At 69.7% G+C, this 21253-nt stretch carries 21 protein-coding genes, 1 tRNA gene and 2 pseudogenes; 12 read left to right on the plus strand and 12 right to left on the minus strand.

Annotated features, from left to right (window positions below):
* Positions 1-43 precede the first annotated feature (43 nt).
* A tRNA-Met gene (locus tag ACZ7IB_RS04390) sits at positions 44-117 on the plus strand.
* 63 nt (positions 118-180) lie between these two features.
* Here ACZ7IB_RS04390 and ACZ7IB_RS04395 read toward each other — a convergent pair.
* The 4 genes from ACZ7IB_RS04395 to ACZ7IB_RS04410 all read right to left on the minus strand — a co-directional run bounded on the left by ACZ7IB_RS04395 (position 181) and on the right by ACZ7IB_RS04410 (position 3645).
* Positions 181-1320 (minus strand): ABC transporter substrate-binding protein, encoded by a 1140-nt coding sequence (locus ACZ7IB_RS04395; protein ID WP_470909083.1) that lies wholly within the window; start codon positions 1318-1320, stop codon positions 181-183.
* Between the two features lie 32 nt (positions 1321-1352).
* Entirely contained in the window at positions 1353-2222 is an 870-nt protein-coding gene (locus ACZ7IB_RS04400) for an ABC transporter permease (RefSeq protein WP_114246536.1), read from the minus strand.
* Positions 2219-3028: an ABC transporter ATP-binding protein gene (locus ACZ7IB_RS04405; RefSeq protein WP_413752784.1), complete on the minus strand. Its 810-nt coding sequence runs from the start codon at positions 3026-3028 to the stop codon at positions 2219-2221. Before ACZ7IB_RS04405 ends, ACZ7IB_RS04400 begins: the two co-directional genes overlap by 4 nt.
* A gap of 197 nt (positions 3029-3225) precedes the next feature.
* Entirely contained in the window at positions 3226-3645 is a 420-nt protein-coding gene (locus tag ACZ7IB_RS04410; protein ID WP_470909086.1) for a Fur family transcriptional regulator, read from the minus strand.
* A 161-nt stretch (positions 3646-3806) separates the two neighbouring features.
* Here ACZ7IB_RS04410 and ACZ7IB_RS04415 point away from each other — a divergent pair, with 161 nt between their 5' ends.
* Positions 3807-5258: a catalase gene (locus tag ACZ7IB_RS04415; protein ID WP_470909088.1), complete on the plus strand. Its 1452-nt coding sequence runs from the start codon at positions 3807-3809 to the stop codon at positions 5256-5258.
* A gap of 74 nt (positions 5259-5332) precedes the next feature.
* On the opposite strand, the gene ACZ7IB_RS04420 is transcribed toward ACZ7IB_RS04415, so the two are convergent.
* Entirely contained in the window at positions 5333-5737 is a 405-nt protein-coding gene (locus ACZ7IB_RS04420) for a CBS domain-containing protein (RefSeq protein ID WP_470909089.1), read from the minus strand.
* Between the two features lie 164 nt (positions 5738-5901).
* Positions 5902-6702, minus strand: coding sequence for a histidinol-phosphatase (gene hisN, locus ACZ7IB_RS04425; protein ID WP_470909091.1), 801 nt, complete (start codon positions 6700-6702; stop codon positions 5902-5904).
* A 118-nt stretch (positions 6703-6820) separates the two neighbouring features.
* On the opposite strand from hisN, the gene ACZ7IB_RS04430 reads away from it, so the two are divergent.
* Positions 6821-7438 carry a TetR/AcrR family transcriptional regulator gene (locus tag ACZ7IB_RS04430; protein WP_470909092.1) on the plus strand — a complete coding sequence of 206 codons (618 nt, stop codon included), beginning with the start codon at positions 6821-6823 and terminating at the stop codon, positions 7436-7438.
* 114 nt (positions 7439-7552) lie between these two features.
* Here the strand turns inward: ACZ7IB_RS04430 and ACZ7IB_RS04435 are convergent, their stop codons facing one another.
* The 4 genes from ACZ7IB_RS04435 to ACZ7IB_RS04450 all read right to left on the minus strand — a co-directional run bounded on the left by ACZ7IB_RS04435 (position 7553) and on the right by ACZ7IB_RS04450 (position 11120).
* Complete coding sequence (locus ACZ7IB_RS04435) at positions 7553-7876, minus strand: DMT family transporter (protein WP_114246542.1); 324 nt, start codon at positions 7874-7876, stop codon at positions 7553-7555.
* Between the two features lie 90 nt (positions 7877-7966).
* Positions 7967-8983, minus strand: coding sequence for a ribosome small subunit-dependent GTPase A (gene rsgA / locus ACZ7IB_RS04440; protein WP_470909093.1), 1017 nt, complete (start codon positions 8981-8983; stop codon positions 7967-7969).
* 3 nt (positions 8984-8986) lie between these two features.
* Complete coding sequence (aroA, locus tag ACZ7IB_RS04445; RefSeq protein ID WP_470909095.1) at positions 8987-10303, minus strand: 3-phosphoshikimate 1-carboxyvinyltransferase; 1317 nt, start codon at positions 10301-10303, stop codon at positions 8987-8989.
* 103 nt (positions 10304-10406) lie between these two features.
* On the minus strand, positions 10407-11120 hold the full coding sequence (locus ACZ7IB_RS04450; RefSeq protein ID WP_470909097.1) for a M50 family metallopeptidase: 714 nt from the start codon (positions 11118-11120) through the stop codon (positions 10407-10409).
* Between the two features lie 64 nt (positions 11121-11184).
* Here ACZ7IB_RS04450 and ACZ7IB_RS04455 point away from each other — a divergent pair, with 64 nt between their 5' ends.
* From ACZ7IB_RS04455 to def, 8 genes are all read left to right on the plus strand, one after another.
* Complete coding sequence (locus ACZ7IB_RS04455) at positions 11185-12000, plus strand: SOS response-associated peptidase (RefSeq protein ID WP_470909099.1); 816 nt, start codon at positions 11185-11187, stop codon at positions 11998-12000.
* A 20-nt stretch (positions 12001-12020) separates the two neighbouring features.
* Positions 12021-12728, plus strand: coding sequence for an alpha/beta hydrolase family protein (locus ACZ7IB_RS04460; RefSeq protein ID WP_470909101.1), 708 nt, complete (start codon positions 12021-12023; stop codon positions 12726-12728).
* A gap of 321 nt (positions 12729-13049) precedes the next feature.
* A complete protein-coding gene (locus tag ACZ7IB_RS04465; protein WP_189273941.1) occupies positions 13050-13706 on the plus strand; it encodes a sigma-70 family RNA polymerase sigma factor in 657 nt (218 codons plus the stop codon).
* A complete protein-coding gene (gene rsrA, locus ACZ7IB_RS04470; protein ID WP_114246548.1) occupies positions 13703-14023 on the plus strand; it encodes a mycothiol system anti-sigma-R factor in 321 nt (106 codons plus the stop codon). Before ACZ7IB_RS04465 ends, rsrA begins: the two co-directional genes overlap by 4 nt.
* 155 nt (positions 14024-14178) lie before the next feature.
* Positions 14179-15621 carry an HD-GYP domain-containing protein gene (locus ACZ7IB_RS04475; RefSeq protein ID WP_470909103.1) on the plus strand — a complete coding sequence of 481 codons (1443 nt, stop codon included), beginning with the start codon at positions 14179-14181 and terminating at the stop codon, positions 15619-15621.
* A gap of 56 nt (positions 15622-15677) precedes the next feature.
* A complete protein-coding gene (locus ACZ7IB_RS04480; protein WP_470909514.1) occupies positions 15678-16910 on the plus strand; it encodes an HD-GYP domain-containing protein in 1233 nt (410 codons plus the stop codon).
* Positions 16911-17001: 91 nt separating this feature from the next.
* Positions 17002-17994, plus strand: coding sequence for a tetratricopeptide repeat protein (locus ACZ7IB_RS04485; protein ID WP_470909105.1), 993 nt, complete (start codon positions 17002-17004; stop codon positions 17992-17994).
* 105 nt (positions 17995-18099) lie between these two features.
* Positions 18100-18738, plus strand: a complete 639-nt coding sequence (def, locus tag ACZ7IB_RS04490; RefSeq protein ID WP_470909107.1) for a peptide deformylase — start codon at positions 18100-18102, stop codon at positions 18736-18738.
* Positions 18739-19077: 339 nt separating this feature from the next.
* Here def and tnpA read toward each other — a convergent pair.
* Positions 19078-19308 (minus strand): annotated as a pseudogene (tnpA, locus tag ACZ7IB_RS04495) (IS200/IS605 family transposase); the annotation flags it as partial.
* A 5-nt stretch (positions 19309-19313) separates the two neighbouring features.
* Here tnpA and ACZ7IB_RS04500 point away from each other — a divergent pair.
* Positions 19314-19874: pseudogene (locus ACZ7IB_RS04500) on the plus strand (D-Ala-D-Ala carboxypeptidase family metallohydrolase); the annotation flags it as partial.
* A gap of 61 nt (positions 19875-19935) precedes the next feature.
* Here the strand turns inward: ACZ7IB_RS04500 and ACZ7IB_RS04505 are convergent.
* A complete protein-coding gene (locus ACZ7IB_RS04505) occupies positions 19936-20910 on the minus strand; it encodes a GlxA family transcriptional regulator (RefSeq protein ID WP_470909109.1) in 975 nt (324 codons plus the stop codon).
* Between the last annotated feature and the right edge of the window lie 343 nt (positions 20911-21253).

Here is a 21253-nt window from a genome sequence, read left to right on the forward strand (position 1 = left end):
ATTTGCGCTGGTCCAGGGCGTCACGTACTGTTGGGTTCAACGACGCGGGGTGGAGCAGCTCGGTAGCTCGCTGGGCTCATAACCCAGAGGTCGCAGGTTCAAATCCTGTCCCCGCTACTGAACGCAGAAGGCCGGATCCTTTAGAGGGTCCGGCCTTCTGCGTATAACCCTGCGCGCGAGTCAGAGCTTGTGGCCCACCGCCTCCGAGTACATCGCCCGGTCGACGGCCTTCGTCTCCGGCACCGGGGTGCCCTTCGAGACGCCCGAATCGGCGTATGCCTTCTGCAGCCGGTCCGTCGTGCCCTTCCGTATCTCCCAGTCCATGCGCATCGACGGGGTCGACCGCAGCGTGGCCTCATCGGTCTTCATCAGTTTCGCCAGCTCGGCGACGAAGGCGGGATCGGACTTGTAGTCGCCGGCGAAATAGGTGTTCACCGTCCGGATGTAGGCGCGGAGAAAGGCGACGCCCGCGTCCGGGTCCTTGTCCAGCAGCGTCGGGCCGAAGAGCAGGCCGCCGAGCGGTTCACCGACGGGCTGGCCGCCCAGGAACGCGTACTTCTTGTCGCCGTCCACCTTGCGCCAGATCGGGTCGAGCAGCCAGGCCGAGTCCACGCCGCCGTTCTGCAGCGCGGTCAGCACATCCGCGGAACCGAGCTGCTGGAAGCTGATCTTGTCGAGGCCGCCGCCGTGCTTCTTCAGGGAGGTGTCCATCGGGTACGCGATGACCGAGCCCTTGCCGATCATCGTGCCCATCTTCCGGCCCGCCATCTCGACGTGATCGGTGCTCTCGCCGTCCTTGAGACGCACCCACAGGCCGCTCTTGGAGGTGGGATCGGGGGAGAAGTTCCCTGCCACCCACTTGATGTCGAAGCCGCCGTTGATGCCGTTCATCACGGCTGCCTCGGGAGCCGCCCACTGGGCGTCCACATCGCCCTTGGCGAGCAGCGGAAGGGCGTCCGGGGTGGGCAGCACCTTCAGTTCGACGTCCAGCCCCTCTTTCGCGAACTCGCCCTTCGCCACCGCGACCTGGAGCGGAGCGACGTACTCCGCGCTCAGGGTGCCGGTGGCGACGGTGATCTTCCGCTTCTTCGCCAGGGGCTGGGCCGCCGGGGCCCCCTTGACGCAGCGGGCCGGTTTCCGGTCGGGGGCGAGGCCGGCCGGGTCGGTCCAGCTGCCGGCGCCACAGCCCGCGACGGGCTTGACGGTACGCGGTGCGGCGGCGCTGTTGTCGGCGGAGTCCTTGCCGGCGCAGCCTGCCGCGCCGAGCAGGGATGCCGTGACGAGCACGACGGTGCGGGTGAAGGGGGTATGTGTACGCACAGTGCCTCCGTACGAAGAACATGGGGAGCCGTTCAGGACTGGCTGCGGCCGCGGTCGCGCGGGGCCCACGGTGTGAGCAGCCGCCCGGCGATCCGCACCACTTCGGAGAAGACGACACCGAGGACCGCCACACACACGATGCCGACGAACATCACGTCGTTCTGGAACAGCGCCCGGGAGTCGAAGATCAGATGGCCGAGACCGTCGGCCGCGGCGATCTGTTCGGAGGCGACGATGACGAGCACGGCCACCCCTGCCGCGATCCGTGCCCCGACCAGGACCGCGGGCAGCGACGCGGGCAGCAGCACATGGCGGAACATCTGCCAGGGCGAGGCGCCGAAGACCTGACCGGCATCACGGTGGCCGACCGGGACGGCGAGCACGGCCGCCATGGTGGAGATCCAGACGAAGAAGAAGACGGTCGCGGCGACCAGGGCGATCTGCGGTCCTTCACCGAGGCCGAACATATTGAGGAAGACCGGCAGCAGGGCCAGCTTCGGCACGACGTACAGGGCATCGAGCAACGGCTCCAGCGCTGCCCGTACGAGTGAGAGCGAGCCCATCAGCAGGCCGAGCGCGTATCCCGCGACGGTGCCGATCGCATAGCCGCCGAGGACCCGCTTGAGCGTGGCCCACACATCCGGCCACAGTTCACCGGCGCCCGCCCGGTCCCAGCCGTCCGCCAGGATGGTGGAGGGGGCGGGGTAGACCCGGTCGTCGATCCAGGACTGTGCCGCCGCCAGTTGCCAGAGCAGTACGAGGAGCAGCGGTACGGCGACGGCGAGCGTGAGCTCCAGGGCGCGGCGCCTGCGGTGGGTGCGTACCGGATGCAACTCCTGCGGGCCCGGTCTGCGGATCAGGACGCCGTCGTCGGGCTTCGTGGCGTTCACGGTGATGGTCATGCCGGGACCGCCTCCCTGCGCACCTCGCCGCGCAGAAGTTCCCACAACTCGCTCTTCAGCGCGGTGAATTCGGGTGCCGACCGGACCCCGCCGGTGCGCGGCCGGCCGAACGGCGGGCGGCGCTCGGCGATGATCCGCCCCGGTCTGGCGGACATCACCAGCACCCTGTCCCCGAGCACGATCGCCTCTTCGAGGCTGTGGGTGATGAAGAGGGTGGTGGTACGGGTGGTCTGGGTGAGGTCGAGCAGCTCGTCCTGGAGGATCGTGCGCAGCTGGGCGTCGAGCGCCGCGAACGGCTCGTCCATCAGCAGCATCTCGGGTTCGACGGCGAGGGCGCGGGCGATCGCGACCCGTTGCCGCATCCCGCCGGAGAGGGCGGCCGGATACGCCCCCGCGAAGTCGGAGAGCCCCATCCGGGCCAGCCAGTCGCGCGCCCTGGCGTCGGCCTCCTTGCGCGGTATGCGCTGGATGTCGAGACCGAACCGGACATTGGCGAGCACGGTCTTCCAGTCGTAGATTCCGTAGTCCTGGAAGATCATCGCCGCCGGACGGGGTGAGGTCGTGCGGATGGACAGCTCGCCGGAGCTGGGGCGGAGCAGTCCGGCGGCAATCCTGAGCAGCGTGGACTTGCCGCAGCCGGACGGGCCGACGATGCAGGTGAACTCGCCCGGCGCGATGGAGAGATCGAGCGGGCCGAGGGCGGACAGGGCCTTGGCGCCGCGCCCGAACGAGCGGGTGAGCGCGTCGGCGCGGAGTTTGGGACTGGTGGCTGCGGTGGTGGGTGGGGTCGGGTGCGGATCTCCCACGGGTCTCTCCTCGCGCGTATCGAGGTGCGGATCCGCCGCGGGGCGGACGTGATCGCCGCAGACGATATGACTACCCGTCAGATTCGGGAAGGGGGTGCGCGCGTGCTGGGGCGGGGATGTGCGTCGTCCCCTGTGGGTGTTCATGCGGAAGGCCCCGGTGCGCGTGACGCTCGCACCGGGGCCTTCCGCGGCAGGATTCAGGTCGTCGCGGCGCAGTGCGGGCAGATGCCGCGGTAGGTCACCTCGACATTGGAGACCGTGAAACCGAACCGCTCGTCGCTCGGCAGATCCGCCAGCGGGTCGCCCGCCGGGTGTACGTCGCGGATGGTGCCGCAGCTCGCGCAGACGAGGTGGTGGTGGGGGCGGTGTGCGTTCGGGTCGTACCGCTTGGCCCGGCGATCCGTGGAGACCTCGATGACCTCGCCGAGCGTCACCATCTCGCCCAGGGTGTTGTAGACGGTGGCGCGGGAGATCTCGGGCAGCTTGGCGACGGCCCGGGCGTGGACCTCGTCAGCCGTCAGGTGTACATGGTCCCCGTCGAGGACCTCGGCCACGACGCGCCGTTGCGCAGTCATGCGCCAGCCGCGTCCGCGAAGTCGTTCCAACAGGTCACTCATGGGAACAAGCCTAACAGTGGGGGGACCGGATCCCGAACGGGTGTGACTTTGGATGTTCACTTGACTTGGACTATGTCCATTGTAGGATCGGGACCGGCATACGCCAAGGGACAGGCTGTGCAGGACATGACGAATGTGCAGGAACGACGCAGGAGGCGCACGTGACGCAGGGACCGCTCACCACGGAGGCCGGCGCGCCGGTCGCCGACAACCAGAACAGCCAGACCGCGGGCGTCGGCGGTCCGGTCCTGGTGCAGGACCAGTCGCTGCTGGAGAAGCTCGCGCACTTCAACCGCGAGCGCATTCCGGAGCGCATCGTGCACGCCCGCGGCGCCGGTGCATACGGCACGTTCACGCTGACCCGCGACGTCTCGCAGTGGACGCGGGCGAAGTTCCTCTCCGAGGTCGGCAAGCAGACCGAGACGTTCCTTCGCTTCTCGACCGTCGCGGGCAACCTCGGCTCCGCCGACGCGGTACGCGACCCCCGCGGCTTCGCGCTGAAGTTCTACACCGAAGAGGGCAACTACGACCTCGTAGGCAACAACACCCCGGTGTTCTTCATCAAGGACGCCATCAAGTTCCCGGACTTCATCCACACCCAGAAGCGCGACCCGTACACCGGCTCGCAGGAGGCCGACAACGTCTGGGACTTCTGGGGTCTGTCGCCCGAGTCCACCCACCAGGTGACCTGGCTCTTCGGTGACCGCGGCATCCCGGCAACGCTGCGCCACATGAACGGGTACGGCTCGCACACGTACCAGTGGAACAACGAGGCCGGCGAGGTCTTCTGGGTCAAGTACCACTTCAAGACCGACCAGGGCATCAAGAACCTCACCCAGGCCGAGGCCAACAAGCTGGCCGGTGAGGACCCGGACAGCCACCAGCGCGATCTGCGCGAGGCGATCGAGCGCGGCGACTTCCCGTCCTGGACGGTGCAGGTCCAGATCATGCCGGCGGCCGAGGCGGCCACGTACCGCTTCAACCCGTTCGACCTCACCAAGGTGTGGCCGCACGCGGACTACCCGCCGATCGAGATCGGGAAGCTGGAGCTCAACCGCAACCCGGAGAACATCTTCGCGGAGACCGAGCAGTCGATCTTCAGCCCCGCGCACTTCGTGCCGGGCATCGGTCCGTCCCCCGACAAGATGCTCCAGGGCCGGCTCTTCGCCTATGGCGACGCCCACCGCTACCGCGTCGGCATCAACGCCGACCACCTGCCGGTGAACCGCCCGCACGCCACCGAGGCGCGCACCAACAGCCGTGACGGCTACCTGTACGACGGCCGCCACAAGGGCGCGAAGAACTACGAGCCGAACAGCTTCGGTGGCCCGGTGCAGACGGACCGGCCCCTGTGGGAGCCCACCTCGGTCACGGGTGAGATCGGCACGCACGAGGCCCCGAGCCACGCCGAGGACAACGACTTCGTGCAGGCCGGAAACCTCTACCGGCTCTTCTCCGAGGACGAGAAGGCCCGGCTGATCGACAACCTCGCCGGGTTCATCGCCAAGGTGTCGCGCGATGACATCGCCGAGCGTGCGATCAACAACTTCCGCCAGGCGGACGGCGACTTCGGCAAGCGTCTGGAGGCCGCGGTCCAGGCCCTGCGCGGCTGATAAGGACGCCTGTCGTCGACGGTGGGCCGGTTCCCTCTTCGGAGGGGGCCGGCCCACCGGTCGTTCATGGCGGCTCAGCCGACGAGTTCCGCGTGGTGGCGGCGCCTGGTGGGCGCCCAGCAACGCAGGATGTCGCGGACCGAGACGATGCCGACGGGTCCGTGGCCGTCCAGCACGATCAGATGGCGGAAACCGCCGTGCGTCATGGCCTCCGCGGCCTCTTCCAGGGTCCAGGTGGGCGCGGCGAAGACCACATCGGTGGTGGTGTGGGTGGCGGCGGTCTCGACGTCCGGGTTCTGGCCGGAGCCGACCGCGTTGAGGATGTCGCGCTCGGTGAGAATGCCGAGCCCGCTGGTGTCCCGGTCGAGGACGACTGCGGCTCCGATGCGGCGGACCGACATCAGCCGGGCGGCCTGGCGGAGCGTATGAGTGGGTCCGATGGTGAGGACCAGCGTGCTCATGGCGTCACGGACGAGCATGAAGAGAGCCACCTCCTTCGTGAAGCGACTGCGTGAGTCGGTTCACAAGTTCACAAGCGGGGGGACTCTCAGAGTTGCACCGATGCGAGACCGGAACAAGGGGGGACGAGATCATCCGAGGGGCGTGCGGTGGTGCGCGACGCCCCTCGGGGGCGCGATCCGGATCAGTAGCGCTGGTTCAGATAGCCCAGGAGTTCGTGGTGGAGCAGTCCGTTCGAGGCCGCCGCGTTGCCGCCGCCGGGGCCGGACACTCCGTCCAGGCTGGTGAACTTCCCGCCCGCCTCCTGGACGATGATCGCGTTGGCGGCCATGTCCCAGAGCGAGAGCTCCGGCTCCGCGCAGATGTCGACCGATCCCTCGGCGACCATCATGTACGGCCAGAAATCCCCGTACCCGCGAGTGCGCCAGCAGGCCCTGGTCAGATCCATGAACCCGTCGAGCCGGCCCTGCTCCTCCCAGCCGCTCAGCGACGCGTACGCGAACGAGGCGTCCGCGATCCGCTCCACCTTCGACACATGCAGCCGGGTCGCGGACGTCAGACTGCGGCCGGAGAACGCCCCCGCACCCTTCGCCGCCCACCAGCGCCGGTTCAGCGCGGGGGCCGATACCACGCCGACCACCGGCTGGAACCCTTCCTCACCGGCCTCCATCAGGGAGATCAGCGTCGCCCAGACCGGCACGCCGCGTACATAGTTCTTGGTGCCGTCGATCGGGTCGACGACCCAGCGCCGCGAGCCGGTGCCCTCGATTCCGTACTCCTCGCCCAGAATCGCATCGCGTGGGCGCGCCCGATGGAGGTGGCCGCGGATCAGTTCCTCGGCGGCCTTGTCGGCCTCGCTCACCGGCGTCATGTCCGGCTTGGTCTCGACCTTGAGATCCAGAGCCTTGAACCGGTCCATCGTCGCCGCGTCGGCGGCGTCCGCCAGCACATGGGCGAGGCGCAGATCATCGTGGTAATCGGGCATGTCGTCACAGTATCGACCGCAGGTGAACAGAGCTACAGGACCCCGCTGCCGCTCGGACCATTGACAGTCCCCGCAAGCGCGTCAACTCTGGGACGCAGAGCCCTTGGTGTGGGAGGCGATGATGCCCACAGCGCGAGACGCATTGCTGGACGCCGCCCTCTCGGCGCTGGCCGGCCTGCCCTGGTCGGCGGTGCGCATGGTCGATGTCGCGTCCGCCGCCGGAGTCTCCCGGCAGACCCTCTACAACGAGTTCGGCAGCAAGGACGGCATGGCCCGCGCCCTGGTCCGGAGCGCCGCCGACGGCTATCTGGCCGGAGTCGACCGGGCACTGGGATCAGCAGGCGGTACGGGGGACAGGCTGGCGGTCACCGCTGCCTGGACCGTCCGCGCCGTTCGAGCGAATGCCCTGGTCAGAGGGTTGCTCACGGGCTGCTGGGATGAGCGATTACCCCGTCCCGTACACCCCGTGGCGCCGACCGCATCGCTCGCGCCCGCCCAGCGGCGCGCCGATGCCGGGACGCCGACGCCCGCCGAGCTGCTCGGCCAGGTCGGAGCGCGAGCGGTGGCCGCCCTCGACGAGGGACGGCCACCGCACGACCCGGAGCTACTGGCCGCTACCTGCGAGATCGCGCTGAGGCTCGCACTGAGTTACGCGCTGGTGCCGGCTCCCCCGGGGACGGAGGGGGAGGCGGCACCGCTGGTGCGCGAGGTGGCGGAGTGGCGGCCGACCGGGTGAGCGCTCGGTGCGCGAGGCGGAGCAGCGGTGGCGGGCCGGGAGCCGCCGGCGCCGCTCACACGGCCGCGTGCCGCTTCCCGCGAACGGTTGCCGAGGTGTGAGCGCGACGCGCGGTCAGTGGGACGAGCCCGACAGCTGCAGTCCGATCACTCCGACGATCACCAGCGAGATCGAGACCAGCTTGAGGGTGGAGACCACGTCGTCGAGAAAGACCATGCCGTAGATCGCCGTGCCCGCCGCGCCGATGCCCGTCCATACGGCGTAGGCGGGCCCCACGTCGAGTTTCTTCAGCGACAGCGTCAGCAGACCGAAGCTGCCGAGGGCGAAGACGCAGAACGCGACCGTCGGCCAGAGCCGGGTGAAACCGTGCGAGAGCTTCAGACAGACGGCGAAGCCGGTCTCCAGAAGTCCTGCGACCACGACCAGCAGCCACGCCATCGTCAGTGCCCTCCCACATCGGTGACCGCCATGCCTCGCTGGGCGTGATTATGCACTTACCTGCGGCAGCAGATCGCAAACGTGCCGGGGTCAGTCGCCTTCGCGTCGCTCCCGGGTGGACATCAGCCGCCGCAGCGATTCCAGCCGCGCCGGATCTGCGTGGCCGTCCGCCACCCAGGCATCCAGGGCGCATTCCGGCTGTTCGCTGTCGTGGGTGCAGCCGCGCGGGCAGTCCTCGGTGCCCGGCTCCAGGTCCGAGAACGCGTGGATCACCCGGGAGGGGTCGATGTGGTTGAGCCCGAAGGAGCGCACACCGGGGGTGTCGATCACCCAGCCGCGATAGTCGGGCAGGGGGAGCGCCAGTGCCGATGTGGTGGTGTGCCGGCCACGGCCGGTGACCGCGTTGACGACCCCGGTGGTACGCCGCCGGTCCTTCGGCACGAGTGCGTTGACCAGCGTCGTCTTCCCGACACCGGAGTGGCCGACGAACGCGGTCACCCGGTCGTGCAGCTGCTCGCGGACCCGCTCCGCCGCGTCGCCGTTCTCCAGCTCCTCGCGGCTGGTGACGATGAACGGGACGCCCAGCGGGGTGTATGCCTCCAGCAGCTTGTCCGGGGAGGCCAGATCGGACTTGGTCAGCACCAGGAGCGGGGAGAGCCCGCCGTCGTACGCGGCGACCAGACAGCGGTCGATCATCCGCGGGCGGGGTTCGGGATCGGCCAGGGCGGTGACGATCGCCAGCTGGTCGGCGTTGGCGACGACCACCCGCTCGTACGGATCGTCGTCGTCCGCGGTCCGGCGCAGCACCGAGCGGCGCTCACCGATGCGGACGATGCGGGCGAGGGTGTCCTTGTCGCCGGACAGATCGCCGACGATGGAGACGGTGTCACCCACCACGGCGGCCTTCCGTCCCAGCTCACGGGCCTTCATCGCCATGACCGTACGGCCGTCGACGAGACAGGTGAGGCGGCCGCGGTCGACGGTGAGGACCATGCCCTCCTCGGCGTCCTCGTGCTTCGGGCGGGTATGAGTGCGAGGCCGGTTGCCCTTCGGGTTGGGGCGGAACCGGATGTCGTCCTCGTCGGGGTTCTTGCCGTAGCGGCGCATGTCTCAGGCCCCGAGCATTCCGGTCCACATCTGCGGGAAGTCCGGCAGGGTCTTGGCGGTTGTCGCCACGTTCTCGATCTCCACTCCGGGGACGGCAAGGCCGATGATCGACCCCGCGGTTGCCATCCGGTGGTCGTCGTACGTATGGAAGGTACCGCCGTGCAGCGGCCGGGGCCGGATGTGGAGCCCGTCGGCGGTCTCGGTGACGTCGCCGCCGAGCTCGTTGATCTCCTTGGTGAGCGCGGCCAGCCGGTCCGTCTCGTGCAGCCGCAGATGAGCGACACCGCTCAGGGTGGACGGGCCGTCGGCGAGGGCCGCGACCGCCGCGATGCCCGGGGTCAGCTCGCCGACCTCGCCGAGGTCGACGTCGATGCCGTGGATACGGCCCGAACCGGTGAACGTGAGGCCGCGCTCGGTCAGCTCGCAGCTGCCGCCCATCGCGGTGAAGATCTCCCGCAGGGCGTCACCGGGCTGGGTGGTGCGCTCGGGCCAGTCCGGGATGCTGACCCGGCCGCCGGTGACCAGTGCGGCGGCGAGGAACGGCTGGGCGTTGGAGAGGTCGGGCTCGACGGTCAGATCGCGGCCGAGCAGGGCGGAGGGGGAGACCCGCCAGACGTTCGGCTCGCCGCCCGTCTCCGGCTCGTCGACCTGGGCGCCGACGGCCCGCAGCATGTCGACGGTCATCCGGATGTGCGGCATGGAGGGGAGCCTCGCGCCGGTGTGGCGCACCTCCACCCCCTGGTTGCAGCGAGGCGCCGACAGCAGCAGCGCCGAGACGAACTGGGAGGACGAGGAGGCGTCGATCGACACCGGTCCGCCGTCCAGCGCACCGCCGCCGTGCACGGTCAACGGCAGCGAGCCGCGCCCGTCGTCGTCGATCCGGGCACCCAGTACCCGCAGCGCGTCGATCACGCCGTTGAGCGGGCGTTCGTACGAACGGGGGTCGCCGTCGAAGCGGATCGGGCCGTCGGCGAGGGCCGCGACCGGCGGCAGGAAGCGCATGACCGTCCCGGCATTGCCGACATCGATCGTGGCGGGGCCGTGCAGCCCGGCGGGGATGACCCGCCAGGCCTCGCCGGAGCCGTCCGGCCCGACGCCTTCCTCGATGCCGACGCCCATCGCGCGCAGCGCCTCGGCCATCAGCAGGGTGTCGCGGGAGCGCAACGGGCGGCGCAGCCAGCCGGGCTCGGCGGCGAGAGAGGCGAGGACGAGGGCGCGATTGGTGACCGATTTCGATCCGGGCACGGTGACGGTCGCGTCGACGGCACCGCTCGCTCGGGGGGCGGGCCAGAGGGCGGGGTGCACGGCACTTTCGGTCATGGACCTCACTTTAGTGGCTCACCGCAAACCCGAATCTCGATCAAATAAGACGAAACCGGTACGTAACGTGAGCGTGGTAGGCGTCGCTGCGCGGCAGTGGCCCTCACAGGCCGAGCAGCCAGCGCCCGCCGCCGATCAGTGAGCAGAGCGACACCGCGTGGAAGAGGAACAGCCAGAGCGCGGCCGGCACATCCGTCAGCCGCGACAACTGGTCCGCGTCCGAGTCCGGTGCACCGCCGTGCCGGCGCTTCGACTGGAGCTCGAAGGCCGGGCGTACGCCGCCGAGCAGCAGGAACCAGACCACGGTGTATGCGAACAGCGACTGCACGGCGGGCGAGGCGAGCCAGGACACCAGCAGGAAGGCCGATCCGGTGAAGATCACCGTCAGTGCCCCGTACACATTGCGGATCATCACCAGCATCACGGCGAGCAGTGCGGTGGCCACCCACAGCAACAGCGTGATCCTGCCGTCGACCAGCAGCCACGCCCCGCCCAGCCCCAGCAGCGGCGGGGCGGTGTAGCCCGCAGCCGCGGTCAGGATCATCCCGATGCCGGTCGGCTTGCCGCGGCTGACTGTCAGCCCGCTGGTGTCCGAGTGCAGCCGGATGCCGGACAGCTGCCGTCCGGTGAGCAGCGCGATCAGCCCGTGCCCGCCCTCGTGCGCGATGGTGATCGCGTTGCGGCTCAGCCGCCATATCGGGTTCGGTACGACGGCGATCAGTGCGAGCGTTCCGGTCACCACCACCAGCCACTGCTCGGGCGCGGGCTGGGTGCCGAAGACGCGGTCCCACAGATTGCCCAGATCGGTGCTGTCCATGGCGTGGGCGGCTCCTTGCGGTATCGGCGTCTGTCGTCGTGACGGTCGTGGCAGTCTGGCACTTATGTGCGGACGGTATGCAGCGAGTCGGCGGCCCGAGGATCTGACCGGACTCTTCCAGGTCGAGAAGTGGGAACCGGCGGAGACCTTGGCGCCCGATTGGAACGTGGCGCCGACCAAGGAGGTCTACGCCGTACTGGAACGTCCTGTGAAAGACGCAGATGATCAGCGTCCGGTTCGCCAGCTGCGCGCCCTGAAATGGGGGCTCGTGCCGTCCTGGGCGAAGTCCCCCGAGGGTGCCGCACGCATGATCAACGCCCGTGCGGAGACCGTCCACGAGAAGCCGTCCTTCCGCCGCCCCTTCGTCTCCCGGCGCTGCATCCTGCCCGCCGACGGCTACTACGAGTGGGTCACCGGTGCGGATGAGCGGCAGCTGGAGGAGAAGGGGAAGAAGAAGCGGCCGCGCAAGCAGCCCTACTTCGTGACACCCGCCGACGGATCGGTCTTCGCGATGGCCGGACTGTACGAGTTCTGGCGCGACCGGACGCTGCCGGACGATCATCCGATGGCCTGGTGGGTGACGTGCTCGGTGATCACGACCGAGGCGGAGACCACCCCGCTCGCCGTCGCCCCCGCCGAGGGCCCGGCCACGCTCGCCGACATCCACCCCCGGATGCCGCTGATGCTGACCCCGGACCGGTGGGACGCCTGGCTCGACCCGTCGCGCACCGGCATCGAGGAGCTGAAGGGGCTGCTCACACCGCCGCCGGGCGGGCTGATGCGGGCCTATCCGGTGGCCACGGCCGTCAGCAACGTCCGCAACAACGGTCCCGAGCTGCTGGAGGAACTGGCCGCTCCGGAAGCGAGCACGCTCTTCTGAGCCTCTTGTGACCGGGCAGGATGGGGTGTGTGAGTACTGCAGAGACAGGCCGCAGGGCCGAGACGGTCGACACGGAAGCCGGGCCGGCCAGGATCACCTGGCTGCCCGCGGAGAACGCGAAGAACGCCCGCCTGGTGCTCGCGCTCAGCCATGGCGCTGGTGGCGGCATCGAGACCCGCGACCTGCGCGCCCTGGCCGCCGCGCTGCCCGCCCACGGGGTGACCGTAGCCCTGGTGGAGCAGCCGTGGCGGGTCGCCGGTAGGAAACTCGCGCCCGCCCCGAAGACCCTGGACACCGGATGGCGAGGCCTGTGGCCCGCGCTCACCGCCGCGGGGCTGCCCGTCGTCGCGGGAGGGCGCAGCGCCGGGGCACGGGTGGCCTGCCGTACGGCGGCGGAGCTCGGTGCCCACGCCGTCCTCGCGCTCAGCTTTCCGCTGCATCCTTCCCCAAGCTCTCAGCTCCGTTCGAGCAGGGGAGACCCCATCGGGAAGCCGGAGAAGTCCCGCAAGGACGAACTCCTCGGATCCGGAGTACCCACGCTCGTCGTGCAGGGCGGCAACGACCCGTTCGGGCGGCCCGCCGAATTCCCTCCGGGGGAGTACGAGATCACCGAGGTGCCGTACGGCGACCACGGGTTCGCCGTACCGAAGAAGTCCGGCCTGACCGAGGATCAGGCGATGGAGATCCTCACCACCGCCGTGACCGTGTGGCTGTCCACCCTCCTCTGACGTACGCCCCTGCGGGTGGAGCCGGTCACAGCCACCGCGGAAGCCCGGGCACACCCACGGGAATGTTGGGCGAGGGGCCACTGTTGTGGGTGACATCGGTACATCAACGTCGTATGTGGAGAGGGAGTCCGTCGCATGGGTTCGACCATCTGCCCGCGCCGCTCGAACGCCGCTGACCTGGAGTGGACGGTCCTGCATGCGGCCAAGACCACTCCCGAGCGGGCACTGAGCGGATCGGATCGACAGCCCGTCTCGAAGCAAGGTCGACTATTCTCCGATTCGAGCGGGTCCGGTTTCGGCTCCGCCACAGCGTTGGAGGAGGTGGGTCCGGTCACTGGGACCGACACAGGGACCGACGACGGCCGCGCACAGGAGACGACTGCCGAGCGCAACGCGCGCTTCGAGCGGGACGCTCTCGGTTTCCTCGACCAGATGTACTCGGCTGCGCTGCGCATGACGCGCAACCCCGCAGACGCCGAGGACCTGGTCCAGGAGACGTATGCCAAGGCGTACGGATCCTTCCACCAGTTCCGTGAGGGCACCAACCTCAAGGCGTGGATGTACCGCATCCTCACCAATACGTTCATCAACTCGTACCGCAAGAAGCAGCGCGAACCTCAGCGCAGCGCCGCCGAGGAGATCGAGGACTGGCAGCTGGCGCGCGCCGAGTCGCACATGTCGACCGGTCTGCGCTCCGCGGAGTCGCAGGCTCTCGACCACCTGCCCGACTCGGATGTGAAGTCCGCTCTGCAGGCGATCCCCGAAGAGTTCCGCATCGCCGTGTATCTCGCCGATGTAGAGGGCTTTGCCTACAAGGAGATCGCGGACATCATGGGGACTCCCATCGGTACGGTGATGTCCCGACTGCACCGGGGCCGCCGCCAACTGCGCGGCATGCTGGAGGACTACGCCCGTGAGCGCGGGCTCGTCCCGGCCGGTGCCGGAGAGTCGGACGATCGGAAAGGCTCGGGCTCATGAGCTGCGGAGAGCCGCACGAGACGGACTGCTCAGAGGTCCTCGATCATCTCTACGAGTTTCTCGACCACGAGATGCCCGACAGCGACTGCTCCAAGTTCGAGGTGCACTTTGAGGAGTGCTCCCCGTGCCTGGAGAAGTACGGCCTGGAACAGGCCGTGAAGAAGCTGGTGAAGCGCTGCTGCGGCCAGGACGACGTGCCGACCGATCTGCGCTCCAAGGTGATGGGCCGGATCGACCTGATCCGCTCGGGGCAGGCGGTGCCCGAGCAGGACGTGACGGCGTCGGAGACCGGTCAGCCGACCGTCGCCAAGGAGTGACGCCCGGCGGCCGTCACTCGTAGCCGCGCCCCCGTATCGCCCGCGTCCCGCGCACATCACCCGAATGTGCTAATCGGGCTCATCGACGCTCGACGGGACACACAACTCGCTAGCCTGGCGCCTTCATTGACCATGTTGGGGGGCGGGCGGGGCGGGTGGGAGCCACACGCGGGGCGGCGCGCGCGTACATTCTGACGGCCGCGGTCGGCGCCCTGTTATGTGTGCTCCCCGCGCTGGGAACGGGCGCCGGGACCCCGTGGGCCACTGTCGGACTGCTCGCCGGGCTCTATCTGGTCTGTGAACTCCCCGGGCGCTGCCCCTTCTTCAGCAGCTCCGTGCCGATCGGCACCGGATCGTTCTTTCCGCTGCTGCTTGCCACCGCCTTTCTGCTGCCGCCCGCCGCGGCCGCCCTGGTCGCGATCCCCGGATCACTCGTCGGCCCGGTGGAGGCCCCGCCCGCCACTGCACGGCGTGCCTGGCGGACCGCGCAGCTCGCCGTCACAGTCTGGGCGGCCTCGTCCGTACACGGCCTGCTCGGCGGCACCGCCACGCTCGGCGGCACCGGTACCGGCCCCGACCGGCTCCCCGACCTCCCGTACGCCCTGCTGCCCGCCTGTGCCGCCGCTCTGGCCTTCAGTCTCGTCCTGACCGCTCTGGACGGTTCCATCCTGGTCGCGGCCGAACGGCTGCCCGTCCGGCGTGCCTGGAGCGGACTGCTGTCCCGCTCGCTGGGACCGCATCTGGTGCACGGCCTCGCCGGGCTGATGATGGCCGTCCTGTGGCGCGGGCCGTACGGGCCGTTGTCCGCGCTCATCGTCCTGCTGCCGATGTACATCTCCTGCTGGGTCTTCGCCCAGTACCACCGCGAGCACGCCGCCCACCGCGCCACTATCAGGGCACTGGTACAGGCAGTCGACATCAAGGACACGTACACCCGCGGCCACAGCGAACGGGTCGGGCAGGCCTCCGTCCTCATCGCCCGCGAACTGGGCATGGACCAGGGCCGGCTGGAGGTCCTCCGGTTCGCCGGCATCCTGCACGACGTGGGCAAGCTCGGCGTCCCCACCCGGGTGCTCCGCAAGGACGGACCGCTCACCCCTCAGGAGCGGCGGGTGATCGAACTGCATCCGGAGTACGGGCACGAGATCGTCCGCGGCATCGGCTTCCTCGGCGAGGCACGGGCCGCGATCCTGCACCACCACGAACGACTCGACGGCAGCGGCTACCCGTACGGGCTCAGCGGGCGGGAGATCCCCGAGTTCGCACGGGTCGTCGCGGTGGCGGACGCCTTCGACGCGATGACGTCGACCCGGTCGTACCGGCGGGGGAGGCCGGTGCCCGCGGCGCTGGAAGAGCTGAAGCGGTGTGCGGGTACGCAGTTCGATCCGCAGATGGTGCGGGCGTTGGTGCGGGCGGTGGACCGGCACGGGTGGTCGGCGGCGACAGTGGTGGTGACGGCGGACGAGGCGATTTGGCGGCCGCGGAGGGACGGGGCGGCGGGCGGGGGTGCCGGGGCCGTCCGGGGGCTGGTTCGTCCTCAACCGCCGGACGGCCCCGACACCCCCGGTCTGCAGCCGTCCGCGGACCGTCGCCGGTGACCCGGGTCGGGTCGCGGTTGCCCCCCGTCGTCCTCGCCGTCCGCGGCGCAGCTGCGATGCTCGCCGTCGCCGGGCTGGGCCACACCCTCTGGGACGGTGTCCACGAACCCGGACACGCCCTCGCCTTCGGGGTGCTCATCACCGTCGGTGAACTGGCCCGCTGGGGCGCGCTGCCCGGCGAGCGCGAGCCCGCGCCGCTCGGAGCCGCCGGAGCGCTCGCGTACGCACTCCTCGGTCGCAGCGGCGGCATACCCACCACCCACGGCGTCCTCCAGGTGGTAGCCGTACTCATTGCGGCACAGCTCGTCGCCTGTGTGCCCCATGTGGCACGCGGCAGCGGACCCGCGCCCGACCGGGTGGCCCGCCGCATCCTGACCGTCACCTTCGCCGCCGTGTGCTTCCAGCCGCTGTACAACTCCGGCCGCACCGCGGACTGGTTCGGCGAAGGCCCGTACTACGTGCTCTTCATGCTCCTGTTCCTCGTCCTGACCGCCCTGTGCGACGCCGTGCTCGCCGCCCTGCTGCTGCGCTCGCGCACCGTCCCCCATGGCTTCAAGAGCATGGGAGGTACCCCCCTCCCGTACGGACCGCTGCTCCGCGACGAGCTGCGCGCCCTGATCGGCATCGGGTCGGCGGTCTGCGCGACCGGGGTCGTGATGGCCCTCGGGGTCGCCGTCGCCGGGCTGTGGGCGCTGCCCGTCCTGTGCGTACCGCTTCTGCTGACCCAGGTCTCCTTCCGCCGGTTCGTCGCCGTGCGCACCACCTACCGGCAGACGATCACCTCGCTCGCCCGGTCCACCGAGATCGCCGGATACACCCCGCACGGGCATGCCCGCAGGGTCGCGGAGCTCTGCACGGCCGTCGGACGTGAACTGAGGCTCTCCGGGAACGAGCTGACCGTGCTGGAGTATGCGGCCCTGATGCACGACATCGGCCAGCTCTCCCTCGTCGACCCGGTCCCGGACGGGGCGACGGCCACCCTGCCCGCCGCCGAGCAGCGACGCATCGCACTGCTCGGAGGGGCCGTCGTCCGGCAGACCGGGGTGGACACCGAGGTTGCCGTCGTGGTGGAACGGCAGGCCGACCCCTACCGCGAGCAGCCGTTGTCCGCCAGGATCGTCAGGGCCGTCAACGCATACGACGACCTCTGCGGGGAAAGTCTCATCGGGCCGCTGGGTGCGCTGGAACAACTCAGGCTCGGTACCGGTCACGACTATCATCCCGAGGTCGTGGAATCCCTGGCCAGGGTCCTGGCCAGGGGCGGTCCGACCCCCGTCCTGCCCGGGTAACCCATGGGTAATGAGCGGGTGTCCGGCCCGGCATGGTTGGATGCGAAGAAGAGCGGAAAACGAGGGTGTCCAGTCGGGACAGGCGGGAATCGTGAGGATCTTCGGGAAGGTACGGCATCGGCCCTCCGCCTCTTGGCGGCAGGCCACGGACCGCGCGTTCACGCTGATCGGCGACGGCCGGTACGAGGACGCGGGCGCGCTGCTGACACGTGCGGCGGACCTGGAACCCTGGCTCTCCGAGTCGTGGTTCAACCTGGCGCTGCTGCACAAATTCCGGCATGACTGGGAACAGGCGAGAGCCGCCGGCCTGAGAGCCGTCGCGCTGCTCGACAAGGAATCCGGTGCTCCCGACTGGTGGAACGTCGGGATCGCCGCCACCGCATTGCAGGACTGGCCGCTGGCGCGCCGGGCCTGGCAGGCGTACGGCCTCAAGGTGCCGGGCGCGGGCCAGTACACCTCGGCGGCCAACAGCGAGCCGGTCGGCATGGAGCTGGGCAGCGCCGCGGTACGGCTGTCGCCGGAGGGCGAGGCAGAGGTCGTCTGGGGCCGCAGGCTCGATCCGGCCCGGATGGAAGTGCTCTCCATCCCGCTGCCGTCGTCCGGCCGACGCTGGGGCGAGGTCGTCCTGCACGACGGCGTGCCGCACGGAGAGCGGGTCACCGCGGCCGGCCCCTCGTACCCGGTCTTCGACGAGATCGAGCTGTGGGCGCCGTCCCCCGTACCCACCTGGGTCGTGCTGCTCGAAGCGGCCACCGAGGCGGACCGGGACGCCCTGGAGCAGCTGGCGTCCGACGCCGGGTTCGCCGCCGAGGACTGGTCGTCCTCCGTGCGGCTGCTCTGCCGGGCCTGCTCGGAGAGCCGGATGGAGAGCGACGAGGGCGACGGCGAGCACCTGGATCCGCACGACCACAGTGAGCCGGGGCATCCGGGCCCGCTGGGGCACCGCACCGCCGGTGCGCTGTGGGTGCCCGAGCGCGAGTGCGGGATAGCGGCACCGGCCGGGCTGGTGCGCGGACTGCTGGACGGCTGGGTGGCGGACAGCCCGGACAGCCGTGAGTGGCGGGATCTCGAAGAAGTCTGCTGATCGGTGCCCGTAGGCTGTACGGGCACCGATCGCGGTGCTCGGGTGCCCGGGACCCGGTCGATCGGACGTCCGGGTTTCAGGTTTTGAGGAAGGCGTACGGCGGAGATGGCGCAGCAGGAGACGGACGAGCAGATCAGCGTCGACGACGAAGGTTTCGTCGTGGATACCGAGGACTGTGAGGCGCGCGAGGCGGCACACCGTGAGCGCGGCACCTCCCGTCCGATCACGGTCGTGGGCAACCCGGTGCTGCACAAGGAGTGCAAGGACGTCACCGAGTTCGACGACGAGCTGGGCCGGCTGATCGACGACATGTTCGCGAGCCAGCGGACGGCGGAGGGTGTGGGCCTTGCCGCCAACCAGATCGGCGTCGACCTGAAGGTCTTCGTCTACGACTGCCCGGACGACGACGGTGTGCGGCACGTGGGCGCCGTCTGCAACCCGGTGCTGGAGGAGCTGGCGCCCGAGGACCGGATCCTGGACGACTCCAACGAGGGCTGCCTCTCCGTCCCGACGGCGTACGCCTCGCTGGCCCGTCCGGACTACGCGGTGGTCCGGGGGCAGGACGCCAAGGGCAACCCGGTCAAGATCCGCGGCAACGGCTACTTCGCCCGCTGCCTCCAGCACGAGACGGACCACCTGTACGGATACCTGTACATCGACCGGCTCTCGAAGCGGGACCGCAAGGACGCGCTGCGGCAGATGGCGGAGAACACGCCGCGCTACGAGACCGTGCCGAACGACTGAGCATCCGGTTGCCGCCGGGCGGGCCCGGTCTCCCTTGCGAGGGCGACCGGGCCCGCCGTTTCCATCCCCGGGCGGATCGTCAACTATCGTTCGTCCATGCGTAGTTGACGCGCGTCGACTCGTCCGACAAGCTCTCTCGCCACATCTACGTCGTGCCTCGTGCTCAGACGAACCGCAAAACTCCTGCTGGCTCTTGTCATGACCATGGCTTTCGCCTTGGGTGGGGCCGTGGTGACCGCCGGCACCGCACAGGCCGACGGCTGCTACCGGGATTATTCGCAGTGCTCCGTCCTTCGGGGCGGAGGTGAAGCGAATCTCAAGGCTGTTCTGATCCGCAGGTCAGAGCGGACGGTTCTGCTGTTCGATGTACTGGCGGACGATCGACAGCAGGGCTCCTCCTGCTGATCCTGCGAAGTACGAGCCGGACCGGAGCCATTTGGAGCGCCAGTAGTGGCGGACCAGCTCGGGGTGCTCCTGCCGCAGGCGGCGGGAGGTTACGCCCTTGAGGGAGTTGACCGGCTTGGAGAGGGGCACCTTGGGCGGGAAGTTCACCAGGAGGTGGACGTGGTTGCCCCGGCTACCCCGGCTACAACTCCGTGCTTGCCGTCGACGGCTCCTACGGGCCGGCCACCACCGCCGCCGTCAAGCGCTTCCAGGCCGCCTACGGCCTCGCCGCCGACGGCATCGCGGGCCCGGCCACCCAGGCCAAGATCTATGAGCTCCAGGACAACGACTGCACCCCGATCCACTTCACGTACGCCTAGCACAACCAGTGCAACACGACCTGGGCGGGTGGTGCCGTCGCGGCGGGCACGGCGAAGGCCAACGCCCTGAGCACCATGTGGAAGCTGGAGGCGCTGCGGCACGCGCTCGGTGACCAGTCGATCCGGATCACCAGCTGCTTCCGCTCCACCTCCTGCAACAGTGCGGTCGGCGGCGCGTCCGACAGTCGTCATCTGTACGGGGGCGCGGCCGACCTCGGCGCCGGACCGCACGCCCTGTGCACCCTCGCCAAGGAGGCCCGCAACCACGGCTTCAACGGGATCCTCGGCCCGGGCTACCCGGACCACGGCGGCCACGTCCACGTCAACCAGGGCCCCAGTCACTTCTGGTCGGCGCCGAACTGCGGCAGCTGACGCACGAGGGCTCCGTACGCCGGTCCGTCCGAACCGGCGTACGGGGCCCTTCCGTGCTCCGTCAGGCTACTTCGGTCATCGCGCTCGGGCCGCGGAAGGTGCGACGGTATGCATTCGGCGTCGTGCTCAACGATCGTACGAACTGATGGCGCAGCGCGGCGGCAGTTCCGAAGCCGGTGCGACCGGCGATCGTGTCCACCGTTTCATCGGATGTCTCCAGCAGATGCTGTGCCAGCAGTACCCGCTGGCGGAGCAGCCAGCGGTACGGAGTGGTACCCGTCTCCTGCTGGAAGCGACGGGCGAAGGTGCGCGGCGACATGTGCGCCTGTACGGCGAGCTGTTCGACGGTCATCTCCTGATCGAGGTGGCGCTCCATCCAGACCAGCGTCTCGCCGACCGTGTCGCACCGGGTGCGGGGCAGCGGACGCTTGATGTACTGCGCCTGCCCGCCGTCCCGGTGCGGCGGCACCACCATGCGGCGGGCGATCGCGTTGGCGGCATCGGGGCCGTACGCCTGCCGGACCAGATGCAGACAGGCGTCGATCCCGGCCGCCGTGCCCGCCGATGTGATGACCGGGCCCTCGTCCACGTACAGCACATCGGGTTCGACGACGGCCCGCGGGAAGCGGCGGGCCAGCTCCGAGGCGTGGCGCCAGTGGGTGGTGCAGCGGCGCCCGTCCAGCAGTCCGGCCGCGCCGAGCACATACGCGCCGGAGCAGACGCTCAGTACGCGTGCGCCCCGGTCCACCGCCCGGCGCAGGGCGTCGAGGACCTCCTCGGGGTAGTCCCGCTCGATGAAGTGGCTGCCGGCCGGCACGGCGATGAGGTCGGCCTCGTCCAGACGGTCGAGTCCGTGCGGCGTACTGATGGTGAACCCGGCATGGGTCCGCAGCACCGGGCCCTCGGCGGAGACCACGGCGAAATCGTGGACCGGCAGGCCCTCGTCGCTGCGGTCGAGGCCGAAGACCTCGCACAGCACACCCAGTTCGAAGGGGTGGACCTCGTCGAGCAGCAGGGCGGCGACATTCTTCAGCATGGAGCAAGTGTGGCAGTAATTCGATGCTCCATGACAGTCCTGCCACTGCCGCAATCCGTCCGTGCGGACGAGAGTAGAGACATGAACGCATTCCTGAACGTCCTGGTCATAGTTGCACTTATCGCCCTCTTTCTGCTGCCCACCCTCGCCGGGCTCGCCCGGGAGCGCCGTATAGACCGCCAGCTGCGGGAAGCGGAACGGGAGCGGAGGGAGGCGCCCCCGGAAACGGCGGACGCGGGGGGGGGGGGGGGGGGGGGGGGGGGGGCCCCCCCCCCAGAATGGGGGAAGGGCTTGAAAGCCGTGTCTACAGAGACCCAAACCCCCCCCCCCCCCCCTCCGATAG

Source organism: Streptomyces sp. NPDC037301 (assembly GCF_055602785.1).

Bases quoted from the DNA above. Each gene is read 5' to 3' on its own strand.
- ACZ7IB_RS04400 (WP_114246536.1), bottom strand. From the start codon at position 2,222: ATGACCATCACCGTGAACGCCACGAAGCCCGACGACGGCGTCCTGATC.
- ACZ7IB_RS04410 (WP_470909086.1), bottom strand. From the start codon at position 3,645: ATGAGTGACCTGTTGGAACGACTTCGCGGACGCGGCTGGCGCATGACT.
- ACZ7IB_RS04420 (WP_470909089.1), bottom strand. From the start codon at position 5,737: ATGCTCGTCCGTGACGCCATGAGCACGCTGGTCCTCACCATCGGACCC.
- hisN (WP_470909091.1), bottom strand. From the start codon at position 6,702: ATGCCCGATTACCACGATGATCTGCGCCTCGCCCATGTGCTGGCGGAC.
- ACZ7IB_RS04430 (WP_470909092.1), top strand. From the start codon at position 6,821: ATGATGCCCACAGCGCGAGACGCATTGCTGGACGCCGCCCTCTCGGCG.
- ACZ7IB_RS04435 (WP_114246542.1), bottom strand. From the start codon at position 7,876: ATGGCGTGGCTGCTGGTCGTGGTCGCAGGACTTCTGGAGACCGGCTTC.
- rsgA (WP_470909093.1), bottom strand. From the start codon at position 8,983: ATGCGCCGCTACGGCAAGAACCCCGACGAGGACGACATCCGGTTCCGC.
- aroA (WP_470909095.1), bottom strand. From the start codon at position 10,303: ATGACCGAAAGTGCCGTGCACCCCGCCCTCTGGCCCGCCCCCCGAGCG.
- ACZ7IB_RS04450 (WP_470909097.1), bottom strand. From the start codon at position 11,120: ATGGACAGCACCGATCTGGGCAATCTGTGGGACCGCGTCTTCGGCACC.
- ACZ7IB_RS04455 (WP_470909099.1), top strand. From the start codon at position 11,185: ATGTGCGGACGGTATGCAGCGAGTCGGCGGCCCGAGGATCTGACCGGA.
- ACZ7IB_RS04460 (WP_470909101.1), top strand. From the start codon at position 12,021: ATGGGGTGTGTGAGTACTGCAGAGACAGGCCGCAGGGCCGAGACGGTC.
- rsrA (WP_114246548.1), top strand. From the start codon at position 13,703: ATGAGCTGCGGAGAGCCGCACGAGACGGACTGCTCAGAGGTCCTCGAT.
- ACZ7IB_RS04480 (WP_470909514.1), top strand. From the start codon at position 15,678: ATGCTCGCCGTCGCCGGGCTGGGCCACACCCTCTGGGACGGTGTCCAC.
- def (WP_470909107.1), top strand. From the start codon at position 18,100: ATGGCGCAGCAGGAGACGGACGAGCAGATCAGCGTCGACGACGAAGGT.
- ACZ7IB_RS04505 (WP_470909109.1), bottom strand. From the start codon at position 20,910: ATGCTGAAGAATGTCGCCGCCCTGCTGCTCGACGAGGTCCACCCCTTC.